This is a genomic window from Acetobacter sp. AN02, assembly GCF_029759835.1.
Classification (GTDB): Bacteria; Pseudomonadota; Alphaproteobacteria; order Acetobacterales; family Acetobacteraceae; genus Acetobacter.
In genome coordinates, this window is the sequence record NZ_JAJJND010000012.1 from 1 (window position 1) to 20331 (window position 20331).

Annotated in this window: 13 protein-coding genes; 3 read left to right on the top strand and 10 right to left on the bottom strand. The window is 61.4% G+C overall.

The window, feature by feature from the left end; genetic code table 11:
* Nucleotides 1–105: 105 nt before the first annotated feature.
* The 5 genes from LOC54_RS02590 to LOC54_RS02610 all read right to left on the bottom strand — a co-directional run bounded on the left by LOC54_RS02590 (nt 106) and on the right by LOC54_RS02610 (nt 10229).
* Nucleotides 106–1911 carry a DUF885 domain-containing protein gene (locus LOC54_RS02590; protein ID WP_279312264.1) on the bottom strand — a complete coding sequence of 602 codons (1806 nt, stop codon included), beginning with the start codon at nt 1909–1911 and terminating at the stop codon, nt 106–108.
* Nucleotides 1912–2025: 114 nt separating this feature from the next.
* Entirely contained in the window at nt 2026–2889 is an 864-nt protein-coding gene (locus LOC54_RS02595) for a hypothetical protein (RefSeq protein WP_279312265.1), read from the bottom strand.
* A 171-nt stretch (nt 2890–3060) separates the two neighbouring features.
* Entirely contained in the window at nt 3061–7617 is a 4557-nt protein-coding gene (gene gltB, locus LOC54_RS02600; protein ID WP_279312266.1) for a glutamate synthase large subunit, read from the bottom strand.
* Nucleotides 7618–7622: 5 nt separating this feature from the next.
* Nucleotides 7623–9071 carry an NAD(P)-dependent oxidoreductase gene (locus tag LOC54_RS02605; protein WP_279312267.1) on the bottom strand — a complete coding sequence of 483 codons (1449 nt, stop codon included), beginning with the start codon at nt 9069–9071 and terminating at the stop codon, nt 7623–7625.
* Nucleotides 9072–9266: 195 nt separating this feature from the next.
* Nucleotides 9267–10229: a complex I NDUFA9 subunit family protein gene (locus LOC54_RS02610; RefSeq protein WP_347709382.1), complete on the bottom strand. Its 963-nt coding sequence runs from the start codon at nt 10227–10229 to the stop codon at nt 9267–9269.
* Nucleotides 10230–10355: 126 nt separating this feature from the next.
* Between LOC54_RS02610 and LOC54_RS02615 the strand changes: the two genes are divergently transcribed.
* Complete coding sequence (locus LOC54_RS02615) at nt 10356–10967, top strand: glutathione S-transferase N-terminal domain-containing protein (protein WP_279312268.1); 612 nt, start codon at nt 10356–10358, stop codon at nt 10965–10967.
* A gap of 43 nt (nt 10968–11010) precedes the next feature.
* On the opposite strand, the gene holA is transcribed toward LOC54_RS02615, so the two are convergent.
* The 5 genes from holA to LOC54_RS02640 form a co-directional block, all read right to left on the bottom strand.
* Nucleotides 11011–12033: a DNA polymerase III subunit delta gene (holA, locus tag LOC54_RS02620; protein ID WP_279312269.1), complete on the bottom strand. Its 1023-nt coding sequence runs from the start codon at nt 12031–12033 to the stop codon at nt 11011–11013.
* Nucleotides 12034–12051: 18 nt separating this feature from the next.
* Nucleotides 12052–12768 (bottom strand): LPS assembly lipoprotein LptE, encoded by a 717-nt coding sequence (locus LOC54_RS02625; protein ID WP_279312270.1) that lies wholly within the window; start codon nt 12766–12768, stop codon nt 12052–12054.
* Nucleotides 12769–15375: a leucine--tRNA ligase gene (gene leuS, locus LOC54_RS02630; RefSeq protein ID WP_279312271.1), complete on the bottom strand. Its 2607-nt coding sequence runs from the start codon at nt 15373–15375 to the stop codon at nt 12769–12771.
* Nucleotides 15376–15489: 114 nt separating this feature from the next.
* Nucleotides 15490–16017, bottom strand: coding sequence for a DUF3576 domain-containing protein (locus LOC54_RS02635; RefSeq protein WP_279312272.1), 528 nt, complete (start codon nt 16015–16017; stop codon nt 15490–15492).
* A gap of 83 nt (nt 16018–16100) precedes the next feature.
* The gene (locus LOC54_RS02640; RefSeq protein ID WP_279312273.1) at nt 16101–18233 is read right to left on the bottom strand and encodes a BTAD domain-containing putative transcriptional regulator; all 2133 of its coding nucleotides are present in this window, start codon (nt 18231–18233) and stop codon (nt 16101–16103) included.
* Between the two features lie 214 nt (nt 18234–18447).
* Here LOC54_RS02640 and LOC54_RS02645 point away from each other — a divergent pair, with 214 nt between their 5' ends.
* Together LOC54_RS02645 and LOC54_RS02650 are read left to right on the top strand one after the other, a co-directional pair.
* Nucleotides 18448–19278 (top strand): TerB family tellurite resistance protein, encoded by an 831-nt coding sequence (locus LOC54_RS02645; protein ID WP_279312274.1) that lies wholly within the window; start codon nt 18448–18450, stop codon nt 19276–19278.
* Nucleotides 19279–19575: 297 nt separating this feature from the next.
* A complete protein-coding gene (locus tag LOC54_RS02650) occupies nt 19576–20328 on the top strand; it encodes a VacJ family lipoprotein (protein ID WP_279312291.1) in 753 nt (250 codons plus the stop codon).
* The last annotated feature ends 3 nt before the right edge of the window (nt 20329–20331 follow it).

Consider the following 20331-nt stretch of genomic DNA (forward strand, 5'->3'; position numbering starts at 1 on the left):
ATACATCTGCAAAATATGGACTTCAGAACCAGATCGATTCATCATCAACCCAATCCACCAAATCCCGGGACTAAACACGTAGGAATGTGCCTCCTGACTGCGTCGTCATCCGGCCTTTTGTGATGAAGAGGATTTCATACGTGCAATCCATTCATCCATGTGCCGGATCAGAAGACTGAGGGGCATGGCTCCCTCGGAAAGAATCTGATCATGGAAGCTGCGGATACTGAATTCTGACCCCAGCTCCTTTCTGGCCTTTTCCCTCAGTTCAAGAATGGTCTGCTGTCCGGTCATGTAAGCCAGAGCCTGTCCGGGCCAGGCGATATAGCGGTCAACCTCGGCCTGCATGCCCGGCTCGCTCTCCGCCGGGTGAGCCCTGAAAAAGTCGACCATCTTCTGACGGCTCCAGTGCTTTGCATGGACGCCCGTATCCAGAACGAGCCTGTCTGCACGCAGCAGCTCCCCGTTCAGACGGCCGTAGTCACTATAAAGATCTTTGTAAAAACCAGCCTCTTTTCCCAGACGTTCGGCATATAACGCCCATCCCTCGATATAGGCTGCATAAAAAGCCTGCTGCCTGAAGGGAGGAATCGGAAGAGACTGCGCGATGGAAATCTGCAGATGATGTCCGGGCACACCCTCGTGATAGGCCGTGTCCTCAATGCTGTACAGATCCCGCTTTGTGTAATCTCCGGTATTGACGAAAACGATCCCCGGACGTGATCCGTCCGGAGTGCCCTGGTGATATTCCGCATCAGCCGCTTCCGCCTCGCGATAGGCCTCAACCGGCTGCACCTCAAGCTTTGTTTTTGGAAGAACGCCGAACAGGTCGGGAAGTTTCGGCTCCATCTGCGCTATATATTTCCGATAGAGATCAAGGATCTCTTCTCTCGATGTTGCATAGAGATCGGGATTTTTCTCAACAGACGCCCGCATTGCCGCGAGATCGGGAAATCTGAGGCGATGCGCGATGTCTGTCATCTCGCGCTCGATTTCTGCAACCTTCCGCAGTCCGAGTTCATGCAGTTCGTCCGGAGTTCTGTCCGTTGTCGTCATGCTGCGGACATCGTACCGATAGATGGCGTCTCCGTTTGGAAGCGCCCAGACGCCAGGATCACGTCGCCCGTGCGGCACATAATCCTGTTCAAGAAATGCGATCAGCCGGCGGTAGGCCGGGCGGACATCATGATTGATGGCCTCAAGAATATCACGGCTCAGGCGCCTGCGATCAGCCGGTGAGACAGTAGCGGGAAATTTCGCAAGCGGATCTGCAAAGGGGCTGTGCTCACCCTCTGCTTTTTCAATATCCCGGGCCTGTTTCTTCACTTTCTCGAGAAGAAACCGTGGCTGCATCAGCCCGTCCTTCAGCCCGAGCCAGGAGACGTCCATGGTCTGCCGGATGACGGTCGGAACGGCACGCAGACGCGCGAGATAATTCTGATAATCTCTTGTATTTTCAAAAGGAATTGAAGATACAAATCCGGGAAGAGCGATCTGTATGCCGTTGAACTGGTCCAGAGGCATTTCCCACAGCTTCAGACGGGCGGCCTCAAGCTGATCCTCAAGCTGCCAGATCATGATATCAAGACTGAGTCTGTCCTGTTCATTCAGTGCAGAGCGGCTGATCGCCTGAAAACGGGTAAGAAATGCCTTGTTCGCGCGCTGCATCCGGGCAGCATGTTCTGCCGAGGCATCACTCCAGCGGTCGTTATACCGCCTGTCTCCGACCATGGTGGCCATTTCCGGAGTTTCCTTCAGCGTGAACTGCCACTGCTCATCGAGAAGGTTTCTGAACTGCGTGCTGATCTGCTGCTTCTGCGCGTCCGATATATCCGCAGCCTGTACGGGCAGGGCCGTATTGAGGAAGACGACTGAATACAGCAGGACTGATACGGAATATCGAGAGAACATATCCATCTCCGGGATTTTTTATTCTGTATCCCGTTCCATACAGATATTTCTCTTGTGCCGACAGGTCATCATCCTGCCAGACCCGGTCATGTCACCCGGAGATATGAGGCCGTCTCAGGCGTCCGGTAACCGCTGCCAGCCTGCATGGATAAGCGTACGTATGGCCGATGCGACAGCTTCAGGCAGGGGAAAGCGATATTTCCGATAGTCCGAAACACCTGTGAGGTGTTCCTCCACCAGGTCATCATGCTTACTGCCCATCAGACCGTTAAGGCTGGCAAGAAAAACGGCCAGCTCGTCCAGTTCAGGCAGAGGCCGGAGAACACGGCGCGTGTCATTGAGGGCCACAAGACGGCTGATGATTTTTCTCAGACCGTGAAACTGGTGTCCCGTGACAGGCGTGTCATTCTCCACGGCCTCAGCCAGCCTTCCCCTCTCGCGGGCAAGGTAGTCTGAAAAATTCTGCGGGGAAGCCGGTCTGAAATCCTCAAGCCTCCGGTTCAGCAGCCACCAGACGGGCGGGCTGAGCCCGACGAGCAGGAGCAGACCGCACCGGATGACCATGAGTTTTCTGCCGTGGCGGAACACGTCCTGGAAGAATCCCATCTGCCTTGTGACAAAATGCAAAAGCCAGGGATAGCTGTGGCGTTCATCGCAATTGGCACAGGCAAAACGCAGGTGCTTGAATCTTGCCCGTGTATGCTTGAAGTCCAGGGCCTGGTCCGGCGTGACCTTTCCCTGCACCATGATCCTCAGAATCAGGCGGCGAAAGACCCGGATATCCACTTTCTGCCGGTAAAGCTGCCATGTCAGGCGATAGCACGCACCCGGTTCTTCCGGCAGGAAAGCCGGCAGGGCACCGTCCGGGCAGCGTGCATCGGGCGTTATGACATCATTGACACTGATATTATCATAGAGGACGGCCAGCTGTTCGTCCGTGGCGCGCGGTTCTGTCAGTGAGAATGAAGAGGAAGACATCCGGCCCCCGGCTAGCTGCACCTGTGTTCTCCTGCGCATGGAGGATCAAAGGTCTGATCTGACCGGAGAAAAATCATGAAAACGGATGTACGTCGAGTTTCGAAATATGATCGGCATCCCCGGAGGCGGCTGGCGCGCGCTGACGCGTTACCCGCCCCCGTGAGTGCTGCTTCAGGCTGCCTTTCCGGCTTTGTCGGGTATCTCAAAGCCGATCGTTTTTGCGTAGTCACGCGGGACGATCTGCCAGAAATGCGGCAGGACCTCATCCCATTTATGCAGCAGCATACCGCCGTAACGTGAACCGGTCTCGGCGACATGGGCCTCAACCAGATCACGCAGCTTCTGCTCCCACTCCGGCTGCGTCACCCGGCACCAGTAAAGCGTGTCCGGATTGACCTTCTGCTCGAAAACGCCGTCACGATCATAGACGAACGCCATGCCGCCGGTGAAACCCGCTCCGAAATTATCGCCGGATTCACCGAGGATCACGACCGTGCCGCCCGTCATATATTCGCAGGCGTTGGAGCCGCAGCCCTCGATCACGGCTGTCGCGCCGGAGTTGCGGACGGCAAAGCGCTCGCCCGCCAGACCTGCGGCAAACAGATACCCGGCCGTCGCACCGTAGAGCACGGTATTGCCGATGATCGCGTTCTGATTCGTCACCAGCGTGCTCGATGCTGTCGGGCGCACGACGATCGTGGCACCGGACAGACCCTTGCCCACGTAGTCGTTCGAATCGCCGTGAACCTCCAGCTTCAGGCCCTGGACCGCAAACGCGCCCAGAGACTGCCCTGCGGACCCGCGCAGACGAACCGTCAGATGCCCCGGTGCGAGGCCGGTCATGCCGAACTGCCGTACGATCATGGAGGAGATACGGGTGCCGATCGCGCGCATCGTGTTCTGCACGTTGTACTGCAGCTGCATCTTCTCGCCGTGTCCGAAAAGAGGACGGGCATCGGCGATCATCTGGGCGTCCAGCGTATCGGGCACCTCATTGCGCCCCTCCAGCGTGCAGTAGCGCGCATGCGGGCCGGGATCTGCCTGGACGAGCAGCGGGTTCAGATCGAGATCGTCGAGATAGTCCGCACCACGCGAGACCTGACGCAGCAGGTCGGTACGGCCGATCACCTCGTTCAGGCTGCGGAAGCCCAGAGAGGCGAGGATATTACGGACGTCCTCCGCGATGAAGGAGAAGAGGTTGATCACCTTCTCCGGCGTTCCCTCGAACTTCGCCCGCATTGCCGGATCCTGCGAGCATACGCCGACCGGGCAAGTGTTGGAGTGGCACTGCCGGACCATGATGCAGCCCATGGCGACGAGGCTTGCGGTGCCGATTCCGAACTCCTCGGCCCCCAGCATGGCGGCAATGACCACGTCGCGGCCCGTCTTGATCCCGCCATCCGTACGCAGCGTGACGCGATGGCGCAGACGGTTGAGCATCAGCACCTGATGTGCCTCCGCCAGACCGAGCTCCCAGGGCAGACCGGCATATTTGACCGAACTCTGCGGGCTGGCGCCCGTGCCGCCACTGTGGCCGGAAATCAGGATCGCATCGGCTTTTGCCTTGGCGACACCTGCGGCGATGGTGCCGATACCGGAGCGGGCGACCAGCTTGACCGTCACGCGCGCATCCGGGTTGATCTGCTTGAGATCATAGATGAGCTGCGCAAGATCCTCGATGGAATAGATATCGTGGTGCGGCGGCGGGGAGATCAGCGTCACGCCCGGCGTGGAATGGCGCAGCTTCGCGATCAGTTCCGTGACCTTAAAGCCCGGAAGCTGTCCGCCCTCACCCGGCTTGGCGCCCTGGGCGACCTTGATCTCCAGCTCGCGACAGTCATTCAGATACTGCGCCGTCACGCCGAAACGGCCCGATGCGACCTGCTTGATGGCCGAGGAGGCATTGTCTCCGTTCGGGCGCGGCTTCGCGCGGGCCGGATCCTCTCCGCCCTCACCCGAATCCGACTTCGCGCCGATCCGGTTCATCGCAATCGACAGTGTCTCATGCGCTTCCGGGCTGAGCGCCCCCAGAGAGATGGCGGGCGCGATCAGACGCTTGCGGAGCTGCGTGATACTCTCCACTTCCTCCACGGCAATCGGCTGACGATCACTTTTGAAATTCAGCAGATCACGCAGGGAAACCGGCTTCTGGCGGGCCACGGCATCAGCATAGCGCTGATAGGTGCTGAAACTGTCCGTGCCCACGGCCGTCTGCAGAAGGTGGATGAGCTGCGCGTCAAACGCGTGCGTCTCACCGGTGCGGCGCAGCTTGTAGAGACCGCCCACGGGCAGGACAGCAGTCGCATTGTTCCATGCCTCTTTATGGAAGGTCAGGATATTGCGGGCAATACCCGACAGACCGATTCCGGAGATGCGCGAGGGCATACCGGGGAAAAACTCCGCCGTGAGCGCGCGGGACAGGCCGACGGCCTCGAAATTACAGCCGCCGCGATAGGACGCCATGATCGAGATGCCCATCTTGGACATGATCTTGAGCAGCCCCTTGTCGATCGCCTTGCGGTACCGCTCGACAGCCTCGCGCAGTGTCATGCTGCCGAACAGACCGCGACGGACGCGGTCCGCGATGCTTTCCTGTGCCAGATACGGATTGACCGTGGTTGCACCCACGCCGAGCGTGACGGCAATGGAATGGACATCCAGCGCGTCCGCCATACGTACGTTGACGGATGTGAAGGTACGCAGGGAGTTTTTTACGAGGTGCGTATGAACGGCAGATGCCGCGAGAATCCCCGGAATACCGGCGCGCTCATCGGACTGGGCCACATCCGTCAGGAAGACGTGCTTGCAGCCCTCGCGCACCTTGTCGGCAGCTTCCTGGCGGATACGGGTGATGGCCTCACGCAGGCCCGCCTCCCCTTTCTCCGCTTCGAAAGTGCAGTCGATGACCGTGGCCTCATCGCCGCAGAATTTCAGCAGCGCATCATATTCGCCTGAGGTCAGAACCGGGCTTGGAAGCTGGAGAAGATCGCACTGATCCTCGCTCTGCTCCAGGATATTTCCAAGATTTCCAAGGCGCGTGAACAGGCTCATCACCCGCGCCTCGCGCAGGGAGTCGATCGGCGGATTGGTCACCTGGCTGAAGGCCTGGCGGAAATAATGTGCAAGGCCACGATAGCGCTCGGACACGATGGCAAGCGGGGTGTCGTCGCCCATTGAGCCGATCGCTTCGGCTGCCGTCTCCACCATGGGGTGAAGGATGGCTTCAAGCTCCTCAAGCGTGCTGCCGACGGCAAGCTGACGACGGCGGAGATCGTCGCCCTGCCAGAACTCCGGCTCTTTCACATCATCACGGACGATACTGCCGATTCGCTGGATTTTCTTCACCCAGCGGCCGAAATCCTGACGCGAGGCCAGAAGGTCGAGCAGCTCGCCATTGTGATACAGCCGCCCCTCATCCAGATCGACGCCGATCATCTCTCCCGGACCGAGACGGCCCAGACTGGCCACCTCCGGCACGGGCACGCGGACCATACCGGCCTCGGAGCCGATGATCAGCAGGCCGGTGGTGGTGACGGTGTAGCGCAGAGGGCGCAGGCCGGAGCGGTCGAGACCCGCGACAACCCAGCGGCCGTCCGTGGCGCACAGGGCGGCCGGGCCGTCCCAGGGCTCCATGACGGCGTTGCAGTAGGTGAACATGTCGCCGTGCTCGCGCTTCATTGATGAATGCGCGCCGGTGCTGGCCGGGATGACCAGGGCCTTGGCCGCCGGGGCGTCACGTCCCGCATGGGTCAGAAGCTCGAACACGTTATCCAGCGTGGCGGTGTCGGAACCGCCGACCTGCACGACCGGCTTGATGTCGCTCATATACGGATCGAGCACGGGATCAGACAGCCGTGTCTCATGGCTGCGCATCCAGTTGATATTGCCCGAAATCGTGTTGATCTCACCGTTATGCGCGATGCGGCGGAACGGCTGCGCCAGCTTCCAGGTGGGGAATGTATTGGTGGAATAGCGCTGGTGATAGATCGCAAACCGGCTGACAAAACGCGGATCGAGCAGATCCGGATAGAAATTCGTCAGATGCTCGGCCAGGAACATCCCCTTATAGATGACCGAGCGGCAGGACATCGAACAGATATACAGATCGACCTGGCTGGCGATGGCGGCCTTCTCGATGCGACGGCGGATGATATAGAGATCGCGCTCGAAATCCGAGGTGCTGCTGCCCCTGAGATTCCGGATCATGATCTGCTCGATCTCCGGACGGGTGGCGTTCGCCTTTTCCCCGATCACGGAGGTGTCGATCGGCACCTGGCGCCAGCCGTAGATGCCGTATCCGAAATCAAGGATCGCTGTCTCGATGATCTCGCGGCAGCGCTCCTGCGCCGTCAGATCGGTCTTGGGCAGGAAAACCTGACCGACAGCAATGATCTGCCCGGCCTCAAGCTGATCACCTGTGCTGGCAATGGCTTCCTCGAAGAAGTCCTGCGGGATTTCCACGTGAATTCCCGCGCCGTCACCGGTCTTGCCATCCGCATCGACCGCGCCGCGATGCCAGATCGCGCTCAGCGCCGCGATACCGGCCTCGACCACGGCCCGGCTCGGCTTGCCGTCAATGGCTGCCACGAGACCCACGCCGCAGGAATCGTGCTCATCCGCCGGATCATACAGCCCGTCCTGCAGGGCGGTGCTGTTGCGCTCCCAGGCGGAAAGAAACTCCTCTCCGCTCTCGATGGCGGAGGAGGTCACATCGTTCAGTCTGTCCATATCTCTCACTCCGCCGCCATGCGCGCACCGGCTTTTGCCGAGGCGTGTTTCTCCAGCCACTGATCGATCTGCGCTGCCGCATCACGTCCGTCGCGGATGGCCCAGACCACGAGGCTGGCACCGCGCACGATGTCTCCGGCTGCGAACACACCCGGCAGGCTGGTCTCGAATGTCTCATGCCGGACCACCAGCGTGCCCCAGCGGGAGGTCGCCAGATCGTCTGTTTTCCACATCTCCGGCAGAGGCTCCGGATCGAATCCCAGTGCCTTGATCACGAGATCGGCCTTTACCGTGAACAGGCCGTCCTCTTCCGGTTCGATGGACTGACGACCCGTTGCATCCGGAAGTCCGAGCTTCATGCGGCGCGCACGCACGCTCGTCACGCTGCCCTCACCCAGAAACCCTTCCGGTGCGGCCAGCCACACGAACTCGACACCTTCCTCCTCGGCATTTTTCACCTCGCGCGCGGAGCCCGGCATGTTCGCCTTGTCCCGGCGATACAGGCATTTCACGGATTTCGCGCCCTGACGGATTGCCGTGCGGACACAGTCCATTGCCGTATCGCCGCCGCCGATCACGACCACATCCTTTCCGGAGGCATCCAGCAGCGGATCGGTCACCACATCACCAAGCGAGCGGCGGTTCGAGGCCGTCAGATAGGTCAGCGCCGGGATGATGCCCTCCAGCCCGGAGCCCGGCCCGCCGATATCGCGGGATTTATAGACGCCGACGGCGATCAGGACCGCATCATGACGGGCCCGCAGCTCCTCAAACGCCAGCTCGCCCTCTCCGCTGCCGATCCCCTGCCCGAGATGGAACCGGATTCCCTGCTCCTCCAGCAGGGCATGACGCCGTGCGACGATCTCCTTTTCCAGCTTGAAACCCGGAATCCCATAGATCAGCAGTCCGCCGACCCGGTCGTGCCGGTCATAGACATGCACCTCGTGTCCCGTCGCACGCAGACGCTCCGCCGCGGCAAGACCCGCCGGACCCGCACCGACAATACCCACGGAGCGGCCGCTCTCTTTCCGGGGTGTAGCGGGCTTCACCCATCCGTTCTCGAATGCCGTGTCAGTGATGTAGCGTTCGATCGCGCCGATCGTGACGCTGTCGAAGCCCTTCTCGATCACGCAGTTGCCTTCGCACAGGCGATCCTGGGGGCAGATCCGGCCGCAGATTTCGGGAAAGCTGTTCGTCTGGGCGGAGACGGCATAGGCCTCCTCCAGCCTGTCATTCGCCGCCAGCATCAGCCAGTCCGGGATATTGTTCCCCAGCGGGCAGTTGATGGAGCAGAACGGGACACCGCACTGGGAGCAGCGATTCGCCTGCTCCTGAGCCTCCCCATCGGCAAAATCATTATAGATCTCGTCGAAATCGCCGCACCGGTCTCCGGCAGAGCGTTTTTCGGGCTGAGCCTGCGGAACGGAAACGAAACCGAGCATCGGAGCGGACATACAGATGGAACCTCATCATGACGGACAGGCAGGACACCACAGGTAGCATGTGTCCGTCATTTCGTTAGCGTTTTTTTATTCTTATAAAAGTCAGTACATATGACCTTTATTGCCTGATGCATAGCAGGCATTCCGCCTCCGGAGGTGAATTCCCGGGGCGGAAGCCGCAATAAATGTCCGATATGGTGTATTTAATCAGATAACTTCATGATATCGCGCGATTTCTACCTTACCACCTCCCGGGGCATAGCGCTCCATATAGGACGGCGCGATCAGATCGAGCGGTGTTGCGCTGACGAAAAGCGCCGCGAGTCCCGGCATATCTCCGGAGACGACATTATCCACCAGCAGCATCTTCAGCTGATCGCGGGTCAGGAGGCGGCCGGGCAGCCGCTCCAGAAAGGCCGCCTGCAGCCTGGCCAGGCCTGACGGAACCTGGAAGATGTCTTTCTCTCGTCCGGTCAGATTGAGGACCATCCGGGCGACATCCGTCATGGTCATCACCTCCGGGCCACCGAATTCCAGCGTGTACCCCACGCAGTCGGGATCAGCGGCAGCACGGACAACGCCTTCGGCAACATCCGCGACATAGACCGGCTGGATGCGTGTGCGTCCGCCATAGACCGGCATGGCAAGAGGAACGTAGCGGGCGATCCCGCCAAGCATATTCAGAAAATGATCTTCCGGTCCGAAAATCACAGAGGCTCGGGTGATCGTCGCTCCTGCGAATGCCTCCTGCACGGCCTGCTCCCCCGCAGCGCGTGAACGGCTGTAGTCTGACGGACCGGATGAGGACGCGCCGATCGCGGACATCTGCACCAGACGGGAAACGCCGGCCTTTGCAGATACCCGGGCCACGATCCCCGCACCTCCGGCGTTCACCGCATCCAGCGCCTTGCGGGAAGACGCGCTCAGAATGGCAGCCAGATTGATCACAAGGGAGGCTCCCTCCACGGCTGCGGCAACTTCTGCCTCCCGTGTGACAGGAGCCCAGACCGGTGCGATCTGCCCGACCACGCCCAGCGGGCGGAGTGCGGCAGCCCGGTCCGGACGTCTGCAGGCAACGCGCACCGCAAAGCCGCGCTCCGCCAGTTTTCTTACGACATAGCGTCCGAGAAAACCCGATCCCCCGAAAACCGTGGCTGTTTTCTGCTGCATGATCCCGATCCCTTCCATCTCATTGCGTATCTGCGCTGACTGTAACGCAGCGGACATAAAGAAAAAGATGCCGCATTCTGACATTCCGGGATATCACTCCCTGAAATCGCAGACAGGAGACATATTATGAAACTGTATTACACACCGGGCGCCTGTTCTCTGGCCGCCCACATCATCCTGAATGAAACCGGTCTGGATTTTTCCATCGAAGCAGTCGACCTGAAAACAAAGACGCTTGCTGATGGCAGCGACTATCTGAAAATCAATCAGCGCGGCGCGGTTCCTGCCCTGGAAATTTCTCCCGGCGTCGTGATCACGCAGAACGTCGCGATCCTCACATGGATTGGTAACAGGTCCGATATTGCCGCCTTCCGGCCCGCTGCAGGCTCCGTCGAGCAGGCCAGACTTCTGGAAGCCATCGGTTTCTGTGAGGACGTGCACTCCGCATTCGGGCCGCTTTTCGCACCTGACCTGCCCGATGTCGTCCGCGAGCGAATCCTCTCCATGAATACCCGCCGCATGACCCAGCTTGAGACCCTTCTCAAAGCCGGGGGTGGTGAATATATGCTGCCCGATCAGGGATTTACTCCGGCGGATGCACTGATTGCCGTCATCCTGAGCTGGGCGCCGCACGTGAACGTGGATATTTCCGCCTTCCCGACAGCCTGCGCCCTGCGTGATCGCGTAATGGCTCGCCCGTCGGCTCAGAAGGCCCTCAAAGCTGAAGGGCTGATCTGAGGCATACGGCTTCGGGGGAGTATTTCTCCTCCCGAAGCCGCTTTCAGCCCGAACGGACCCGCCCGGCCCGGGCCGCCCGCAACGCAAGCGTCGTCAGATGGCGGCGGCACAGCAGAATATCGGGTGCGCCGCTCTGCTTGCAGGACAGTTCAAACTCCTGCGTACGGCGCGCTGCCTCCTCCAGACCATTCAGAGACCAGAGATCGAGCGCACGTCCGAAGCTCTGTGTCCGCTTGAAAAATACCGGCGGACGCAGCGTTTTCATAGCGTCTGCACGTGATCGCCCGTCCTGCATCGCTGCTGCCACACGCCGCAGCCGTCCGATGTGCGACAGCAGCACGCGGGCGACCGCCACCGGACTGACACCTTCCGACAGCGCTCTCTCCAGAGCGATATCTGCCGCAGCGGTCTGCCCTTCCATCGCATGGAAGGCCGCATCCTCCACGGAGACGGCGGCGCCGTCCCCGACAGCCTCACGCACATCTTCCAGGGACAGACTGCCGCCCAGCCCTGCGAAGAGGATCAGCTTTCCCACTTCGCTGCGAACAACGGCCCGGTCCGCACCCAGACGTGACACCAGCCAGTCCAGCGCGTCCGGATCGATTCTCACCTTCTCCTCGGCGAACATCGCGGAAACCGTCGTTCCCAGCGCCCGTCCTTCCTCCGGGTAGCATCCGACAGAAGCGGCATCCCTACGCCCCTCTGCCAGCACTCTGAGTTTTGCGCGGGCGGGCAGGTTGCCGCCCTCCACCACGATGACCGTATCGCCCGGCTCGTCCAGCACCGCAGCCAGCGGTCCGGCCAGACCATCCGTCCCCTCACGCACGCGGACGACGCGCCGCCCGCCCGTCAGAGAGAGTGCCGCGGCTTCTTCCGCCAGCCGCTCATGATCCTCTTTCGTCAGGACGGAGACACGGAACGGATCGTCCTGCCCTCCGGCAACAGCCTGCACGATTTCGGCTGCCAGCTCCCGGATCAGCCCCGTGTCCTCTCCGTGCAGCAGAACGAATCGCCAGGGAACACCTGACCGGATTTCCCTGCGAAGCTGACGGGCATCGGTTTTCACGACCGGAAATCAGCCGGGCTATCGCCCGCTGCCTCCCTCCGTGTCGCGTCCTGTCGCCAGGGCGGGCATACCGTCCTCTCCCGCAGCCTGCTGCGGCTGTTCCTGGCTGGATGTCGGCAGCATGCTTGAATCCTGGTAGTAGACGGGGGCCTGCTTCGGACGCGCCGGAGCGTTACGATGCCCGCGGAACCAGATGGAAACCTGCTGGGTGATCTGCTCCGCCAGGGTCTGTGCGATCCGGGCGCGGACGGTGTCCATATTCATATTCTGCGCGAAAACCTGCTGGTACGTGACTGTCATGCCGTCGAGCGTGGTGGCGTCACCCTGCGCCAGAAGCACGGGTGACTGCGCAACGGTATAGAGTCGCCAGTGCGCATATCCACTCATACGGGTCCGGCCGGACGTGTTGTCCGCATGAATATCGACCGCCTCACCCGGCATTGAATAGCTCACCCGCAGCGTATAGCCGTCCGGCTCCTCCGGCCCGTCTCCTGCCATGTTCTCCTGAAGCGCCAGCCGCAGGAGCTGTCCCGGTCTGTCCGATATTCCGGCGACGTAGACCTTCTTGAGCTCGGCGGCGACATCGGCCTCCTGCTCTGATGTGCCGTAAAGCGGGTGAAATCCGCAGCCGGCAAGAGCCGGAGAGAGAATCGCAAGCACAAACCCCGTGCGGAGCCATGCGGCAGCTTTCTTTCCGGCGATATTTCCTGCTGCCTTTCCGACCCGGTCCATCATTCAGCCCTTCACCACGAAATTGACGATCCGGTTCGGCACGTGAATGCGCTTGACGATCGTCTTCCCCTCAAGCGCGCGGGCAACATTGGGTTCCGCCTCCGCACGGGCCATCACGGCTGCCGGATCCTCATCCGGCTCCGCCTCGATCGTCCCCCGGAGCTTACCCAGAACCTGCACGCCCAGAATCATTTTCTGCGCTGCCAGCAGAGCCGGCTCCGCCTGCGGCCAGGCCCGCCGGGCAACCAGCACGCCCTCCGACTCCAGGGCCGCCATCATCTCTTCCGCCAGATGCGGCATCATCGGCGCGACCAGCAGGCAGAGCGTCAGGGCAGCCTCGCGCCGGGCGAACGCCATCCCCTCACCCTGCGCTTTCTCCGCACCGGACAGGGCGGAAGTCAGTTCGTGAATTCTCGCCACCGCAACGTTGATTGCAAACCCTTCCAGAGCTTCCGTCACCGCGGCAATCGTCCGGTGAGTCGTGCGCCGCAGAGCATCGGCCTCAGCAGAGATCTCTGCAGGAAGTGCTGCCCTGGCGTCAGTATCCGCAGCAACCTGCAGGACCGCGCGGAACAGGCGCTGCACGTAGCGACCTGAACCGGTGACGCCCGCCTCGGTCCACTCCATATCGCGCTCCGGCGGGCTGTCCGACAGGACGAACCAGCGTGCCGTATCCGCACCGAAGCGCTCGATGATCGCAACCGGCGCCACCGTATTGCGCTTCGATTTGGACATCTTCTCGACGCGGCCCACGGTCACCGGGCGGCCCGTCTCGCGGTGCTCGGCATCCGTGCCTTTACGGACAACCTCTTCGGGATAGAGCCAGTTACCGGCCTCATCCCTGTAGCTCTCGTGATTGACCATCCCCTGGGTGAACAGCCCGGCAAACGGCTCCGTGATATCCAGATGACCGGTCTCTCTCATCGCCCGGGTAAAGAAGCGGGCATAGAGCAGATGCAGAATCGCGTGCTCGATTCCGCCGATATACTGATCCACGGCTAGCCAACCGTCAGCCGCAGCACGCACCGTCGGGGATGCGTCATGCGGGGCTGTAAAGCGTGCGAAATACCAGGAACTGTCCACGAATGTATCGAATGTGTCCGTCTCACGCCGGGCGGGCTTCCCGCAGGACGGACAGGACACGTGCTTCCAGCGAGGATGATGATCCAGAGGATTGCCAGGCCGGTCAAACGTCACGTCTTCCGGCAATTCCACCGGAAGCTGTGCGTCCGGCACGGGAACGGGACCGCAGGATTCGCAGTGGATGACAGGAATCGGACAGCCCCAGTAGCGCTGACGTGAGACGCCCCAGTCACGCAGGCGCCAGTTCACGACCTTGCAGCCGACTCCCGTCGCCTCAAGGCGCTCAATGGCCTTCGCCCGGGCGGCCTCAGTGTCCAGACCGTCGAGAAAGCCGGAGTTGATCATGGTACCGTCGCCGGTCCAGGCCGTATCTCCGATGCTGTATGTTTCCTGCGATTCGCCCTCCGGCAGCACCACCGGCACGACCGGCAGATCGTATTTCCGTGCGAAATCCAGATCGCGCTGATCACCTGAAGGGCAGCCGAACAGGGCGCCGGTTCCGTAATCCGTCAGAACGAAATTCGCGATCCAGACGGGAAAGCTCTGACCGGGGAGGAACGGGTGCATTACCCTCAGACCCGTGTCGAAGCCGCGCTTCTCGGCCGTCTCGATCGACTCGACCGATGTACCAAGCCGACGACACTCCGCGACGAACTCTGCAGCCGCAGGATTGTGCTGTGCAACCCCTGCGGCCAGCGGATGATCCGCGGCGATGGCCAGAAAGGACATGCCGAAGAGCGTGTCGGGACGTGTCGTGAAGACCTCGACCGTCTCCTGCGCATTTTCAGGTGGATTTTCCAGGGAAAACCGCAGACGGGCACCTTCGGAACGGCCGATCCAGCGCTCCTGCATGAGCCTGACCCGTTCCGGCCAGCGATCAAGCGTCTTCAGCCCGTCAAGCAGTTCTTCCGCGAAATCGGTGATCTTCAGAAACCACTGCGACAGTTTCTTTTTCTCGATCGGCGCGCCGGAGCGCCAGCCCTTGCCATCGATCACCTGCTCATTCGCAAGTACGGTATGATCCACCGGATCCCAGTTCACCCAGGACTCACGACGCTCGACCAGTCCGGCCTTAAGGAAATCAAGGAAGAGCTTCTGCTGTTTTCCGTAATATTCCGGCAGGCAGGTTGCGATCTCACGATCCCAGTTGAGCGAAAAACCGAGCCGCTGCAGTGTGCCCCGCATCGCCGCGATATTATCCAGTGTCCACTGACGCGGATGCACGCCACGCTCGCGCGCCGCATTTTCCGCAGGAAGGCCGAACGCATCCCATCCCATCGGATGCAGCACGGAAAACCCCTGCGCCCGTTTGTAACGCGCGACCACATCCCCCAGGGCATAATTCCGCACATGTCCCATGTGCAGCTGGCCTGAAGGATAGGGAAACATCTCCAGCACATAATATTTCGGCTTATCTGCCGGCGGAACATCCGGAACCGCGAAGACGCCCGCCCTGTCCCATTCTGCCTGCCAGCGAGGCTCAGCCTGGTGAAAATCATAGGTCCGGGAAGACTGGTCCGCACTCATCAGCTTATTTTATCCGCATATCAGAAAAAGGCCGGACAGCAGGCTGCCCGGGACAGTATGAACTCTGCCTGAACCATAACCGGGCCGGACAAGCAGGCCCGGCCTTACCGGGGATCAGTCGTCCCGACCGCCATTATCCGCCCGGAGCTGCCGGGCACGGGTCAGGATTTTTGTCGTGATGTCAGACGCCGTGTTAGGGGACGGGGGCGTATCGACCCAGCTTCCGCCCTCAAGCTGCTGACGGAAAACGGAAACACGCAGCGCGTCGGAGCGAAGGCGACGATCCAGCACATAGGCGGTGATCTTGAACCTCTCCCCCTGTGCCGCCGGAGGCGTGTACCAGTCCGTCAGGATGAAGCCGCCCACCGCATCCGCACTTGCCAGAGGCATGAAGGACAGTGTGTCGAGCGCGCCGCGCCAGAGATAGGCATTGACTCCGCCCAGCTTTGCATCCCCGCCGGAAGCGCCCTTATCCTCGGCCAGAAGATGATTGCGCGGTGTCGTCAGATCGCTCGCCTTGTCCGGGCCGGAAGAGCAGGCCGACAGACCGGCAGCAGTACCGGCCACAAGGAGCACACAGAGAGACTGACGGGCAGAGCTGCCGGTCCGGCGGCTGTCAGAACGGATAATTCCTCGACGCATGGTGATCCTGTCTCTCCCGGGATGCCGACAGCGGATGTTTGCATGAAGCAGACCGGCGCGGACCGCTTCTCTTTCCGCTTTCTTTACCCGCAGAGAACTCCTGCGCCAAGCGTCTCCGGCATTCCCGAAGCCGTCAGCCCCTGCCTGAGGCGCTCTATATGCTCTGGGCAGAGGTAGTTATAGCGGGCAAGAATCTTTTCCGTTGTCAGCTCCGGGCAGCGGAACAGCAGACGTTTCCGGATATCCTCGAGCTCTGCCTCATCCTGTCCTTCCGTCATCGTGCCGGCAATGGCCAGAAACAGAACCATCAGCCCGCTCTGCGCCGGAAAAATCGCCAGTCCTTCCCGCACGGCCCGCAGCGCCTCTCCGGAGCGCCCTGCCAGAAACAGTGCCAGAACAGTCTCGGCGCGGAACATCAGCAGCAGCGGATAGGCCGGGATCATGGACTGCACGTCCTCCCGCATCTGCGCGCATGCGGATGCGTTCCCTTCCGCCAGAGCGGCAAAGGACTGCGTAAGAGCGAAAACATTCCGCCGCTCCGTCACCGGTGCATTCTGCAGCAGTGCAAGACCCTCTTTTCTCCGCAGAGGATCCTGCAGCAGAGCGCGGGACAGCAGCAGGCGGACCGCAGCACTTTCAGGGAGGCGCGCCGCCAGAACCCGGGCGGCATCGCAGGCGCGCTGCAGCCAGTCCCGCTTCTCGACCTCCCAGCTGTCCTGAATCTGCACGAGGAGAACCAGCGCGAGACAGAGATAATGGAACGGACGCTCCGGCTCGCTCTCAAGCGCCTTCAGCAGCAGATGCTCGGCCTCCTCACGCGCACCGGTTTCGTTGCGCAGAAGCAGTCCGAGGGCCCTGAAAGCCATCTGCAGAGGAGAAAGTGAGGCCACGAGACGAGGCAGGATATTCCGGCTTTCCGCGATCAGGATACGCCACGTCGCATCACAGATCACCTGATCGACGTATTTTTCCGGCGTTCCGTCGGACAGCTCAAGCCGCTCGGCCCAGATCAGTGCATTGTCACGGCGGACATCATGAAGACGCAGCAGCAGAAAAATCCGCTGCACGCCCTGGAATTTCCGGGCGGCCTCAGACACTCTGAGCACACCTGAGAACACGTAATCGGCGTCAGTGCGCCGTCCGGACAGAGCTTCCTCGGGAGACGGTCCGGCGCTCTGCCCGATCTTCACGTCCGGCTCATCCGCCGGCTCGATCATCTGGAACAGACCGTCGCGGTTCATGCCCTCGGTCAGTGTGTCCGTCACGATCTGCGCCATATCGGCCAGTGCCGGATCCGGAGAGAGCACCCGCAGCGCACGGATCTCAACCCTCAGAACCCGGCCCTCCGGAAGTCCTTCCTCCTGAAAGGAGCCGCTGCGCACAGGCGCCAGGCCGGAGGTATCTGCCCCTCTCCCGTCCTCGGTGTCATCACCACGTCGTATCTCAGAACTGTCAGCGTCCCGTCTTCCGCTCCGCAGCCGGCTGATCAGATCCACGATGGCAGGAGAAGGCTCACAGCCGCGTATGTTCCGGAATATCTCGCTGCACTCCGCAGCCGCCTGCAGGGCCGCCGCCTGCTCCCCGTGAGAAGCCAGAAAGCGCAGATAGGTCCGCCAGCCCGTCTCGCTCAGCTCATCCAGCGCCAGAAGCCGCCGGGCCGCCTGCTCCCGATGCTCCGGATCTGCCAGGGTCTGGGCCGCCTGCTCCAGCACGCTGGTCAGATGCCGGCGCAGGGCACCGCGCTGCTCGTTCAGCCAGTCATCGAAGGCACCGTCGATGCCGTTCAGATCCGGCGCCAGCATACCATCCGTTTCCGGCAGCTTGAGGATATTGCCCGGTCCCGCATTAAAGTAGCGCTCCACATCCACGCTGGCCAGAACCGGCCTCAGCGAAAGCGTGTGGCGCTGCACGTCTATGATATCAGTTCCGAGTGGCCGGAGGGCTTCAGCCAGACGGTGAATTTCCTGCCGCAGGGAGGCGCGCGCCTGATCATCCGAACGGCGGCTCCACAACAGACCCGACAGAGCCCGGCGCGCGACCGGACGCCGCTCCGACAGCGCCAGTATGGCCAGGACGCCTTTCGTTTTCGCACCGACCGGCAGAAGCGATGTACCGTCAAGAGTGGTCGCGGACATCGGCGCCAGAAGATCAATCCGGAAAATCGCCGCATCGGGCTTGCGCAGGGCAGGCTTGGCAATCTCGTACACGCTGAACACTTTCTCCCACCCGGCCCGGAATCAGGAAAACACCCCTGAATCGCAAGCCGGATATCCCGGTGACGGAGTATCTCCGCCGGGAAGAATGACTCTTCTTTCGATAAAATATCATAAATTACACGACCTTCCACCTGACTTTTCTTCCCGCCCCGCAACATCCGTATATTTCGGCGGCGAATGGCGCACCGGCGGCGAAGGTGATACAGTCGGGCTCATGGCTATGTGGGGTAAATTTTTCGGCGGTGTCGCCGGGTTCGCGATGGCCGGTCCGGCCGGGGCCCTCATCGGCACGGCGCTGGGGCATGCTGCCGATCGCGGCGCGCTGCTTGATCCGCCCCAGGGCGGAGGATGGAGCGATAACTGGCGCGCCCGGGCGAATCCGGATCTCGGTGGCGCGGCCACATTCGTTGCCGCGAAAATCGCCGCTGCTGCCGGAAAGAAAGATCAGCTTCTGGCAATCTGCAGTGTCGCGCTGTCTGCAAAACTTGCGAAATGTGATGGCCCGGTCAATCGCCGGGAAATCGATGCATTCCGGCGGAAATTCAGAATCGCTCCTGAAGGTGCGGCGGAGGTCGGACGCCTGTTCGACATGTCCCGGCAGCGCACCGACGATTTCGAATATTTCGCCCGCGAACTGGCCCCGGCTTTTGCAGCCGATAAAGGCCCGCTGGAAGACCTTCTTTCCTCCCTGTTCTTCGTCGCCCGGGCGGATGCCGGATCTGATGGCGCCATCACGCCGGAGGAGCGACGCTTCCTCAGACGCGTGCATCAGGCACTTGGCCTGGGACCGGGAGCCTGGGACCGGGCGGAAGCCGGTCGTGCACGGCCGTCCATGGCCGAAGGGGACGCCTATACCGTTCTGGGAGTGGTGATCTCGGACTCCGACGAAACGATTCGTATGGCGTGGCGCGCTCTCGTCAGGACTTACCACCCGGACCTGATGCAGGCCCGCGGAGCGTCTCCTGAAGAACTGGCCGCTGCAGCCGAGAAAGTCTCGCGTATCAATGCTGCCTGGGATGTCATCAGACGGGACCGGCGACTCTGATCCGATGCCGGATCACCTTTATCCTTATGATCCGGCAGGAAACCGTTGCACTGCTGCCACATTCCCTGTTCCGGACACGGAACTGTGCGGCTTAACGGATTGCATCGCCTGTCCGACATGCTAGAGACACATCTTTAACCGGCTCCGTTGCGGGGGCCGTCACAGCGGATCTGCTTCGGTGCCTGTCCCGGCCCGGAGCCCCGCAGGCAGGGGACCCGAGACGGTATGACGGCAGAATCGCAGCAGCCCGGTCAGGAAGGCGCTATCCGTCCGGCGACCGCCCGGCATACAGGACGTATGGCTCTGCGCGGCTGCCTGGTCGCATGCGGTCTGCTCGCGCTCTCCGCCTGCGCCGACCCCAAGCCGACCGATCCTGAAGCTCTTGCGGAATATGAAGAGGCTCACGATCCCTACGAGTCGCTCAACCGCAAGATGTACGGGCTGACGACAACCGTCGACAAATACACCACGCGTCCCGTGGCCAAGGCCTATGTCTGGGCCGTGCCGCGCCCCGTCCGTCAGGCATTCGGCAATATGATCCAGACCATGAACGAGCCGGTGGTCTTCTTCAACGATGTCGGCGCCGGGAAACCGCGCCGCGCCGGTGACAGTTTCGCGCGCTGGGTGATCAACATGACGGCCGGCCTCGGCGGCTTCATTGACGTGGCGAAATATGCCGGTTTCCCTCATCACGATAATGACGCGGGACTGACGCTTGCGACCTGGGGAATTTCCTCAGGCCCTTACCTGTTCCTGCCGATGATGGGCCCGTCCTCACTTCGTGACGGCATCGGCTACGGGCTGGACCAGGGACTCTCCCCGTGGAACTATGTTCCGCGCGGATACGGTCTGGTGACGTTCAACTGGGCCTATAACATGCTGGGTATCATCAACGGTCGCGCTGATCACCTGAACGATCTGGATCAGCTTCAGCGTGATGCGCTTGATCCCTATGCCACGATCCGCAGCGCCTATCAGCAGCAGCGCAAGGCTCTCGCGGATTCCATTAAAAACGATCATCGGGCGACCGTGCCCGCATGGTACAACTGAAGC

Coding starts and splice junctions, on each gene's coding strand:
- LOC54_RS02635 (WP_279312272.1), bottom strand. CDS start 16,017: ATGCGTCGAGGAATTATCCGTTCTGACAGCCGCCGGACCGGCAGCTCT.
- LOC54_RS02645 (WP_279312274.1), top strand. CDS start 18,448: ATGGCTATGTGGGGTAAATTTTTCGGCGGTGTCGCCGGGTTCGCGATG.
- LOC54_RS02590 (WP_279312264.1), bottom strand. CDS start 1,911: ATGTTCTCTCGATATTCCGTATCAGTCCTGCTGTATTCAGTCGTCTTC.
- LOC54_RS02615 (WP_279312268.1), top strand. CDS start 10,356: ATGAAACTGTATTACACACCGGGCGCCTGTTCTCTGGCCGCCCACATC.
- LOC54_RS02650 (WP_279312291.1), top strand. CDS start 19,576: ATGGCTCTGCGCGGCTGCCTGGTCGCATGCGGTCTGCTCGCGCTCTCC.
- gltB (WP_279312266.1), bottom strand. CDS start 7,617: ATGGACAGACTGAACGATGTGACCTCCTCCGCCATCGAGAGCGGAGAG.
- leuS (WP_279312271.1), bottom strand. CDS start 15,375: ATGAGTGCGGACCAGTCTTCCCGGACCTATGATTTTCACCAGGCTGAG.
- LOC54_RS02625 (WP_279312270.1), bottom strand. CDS start 12,768: ATGATGGACCGGGTCGGAAAGGCAGCAGGAAATATCGCCGGAAAGAAA.
- LOC54_RS02610 (WP_347709382.1), bottom strand. CDS start 10,229: ATGCAGCAGAAAACAGCCACGGTTTTCGGGGGATCGGGTTTTCTCGGA.
- LOC54_RS02595 (WP_279312265.1), bottom strand. CDS start 2,889: ATGTCTTCCTCTTCATTCTCACTGACAGAACCGCGCGCCACGGACGAA.
- LOC54_RS02605 (WP_279312267.1), bottom strand. CDS start 9,071: ATGTCCGCTCCGATGCTCGGTTTCGTTTCCGTTCCGCAGGCTCAGCCC.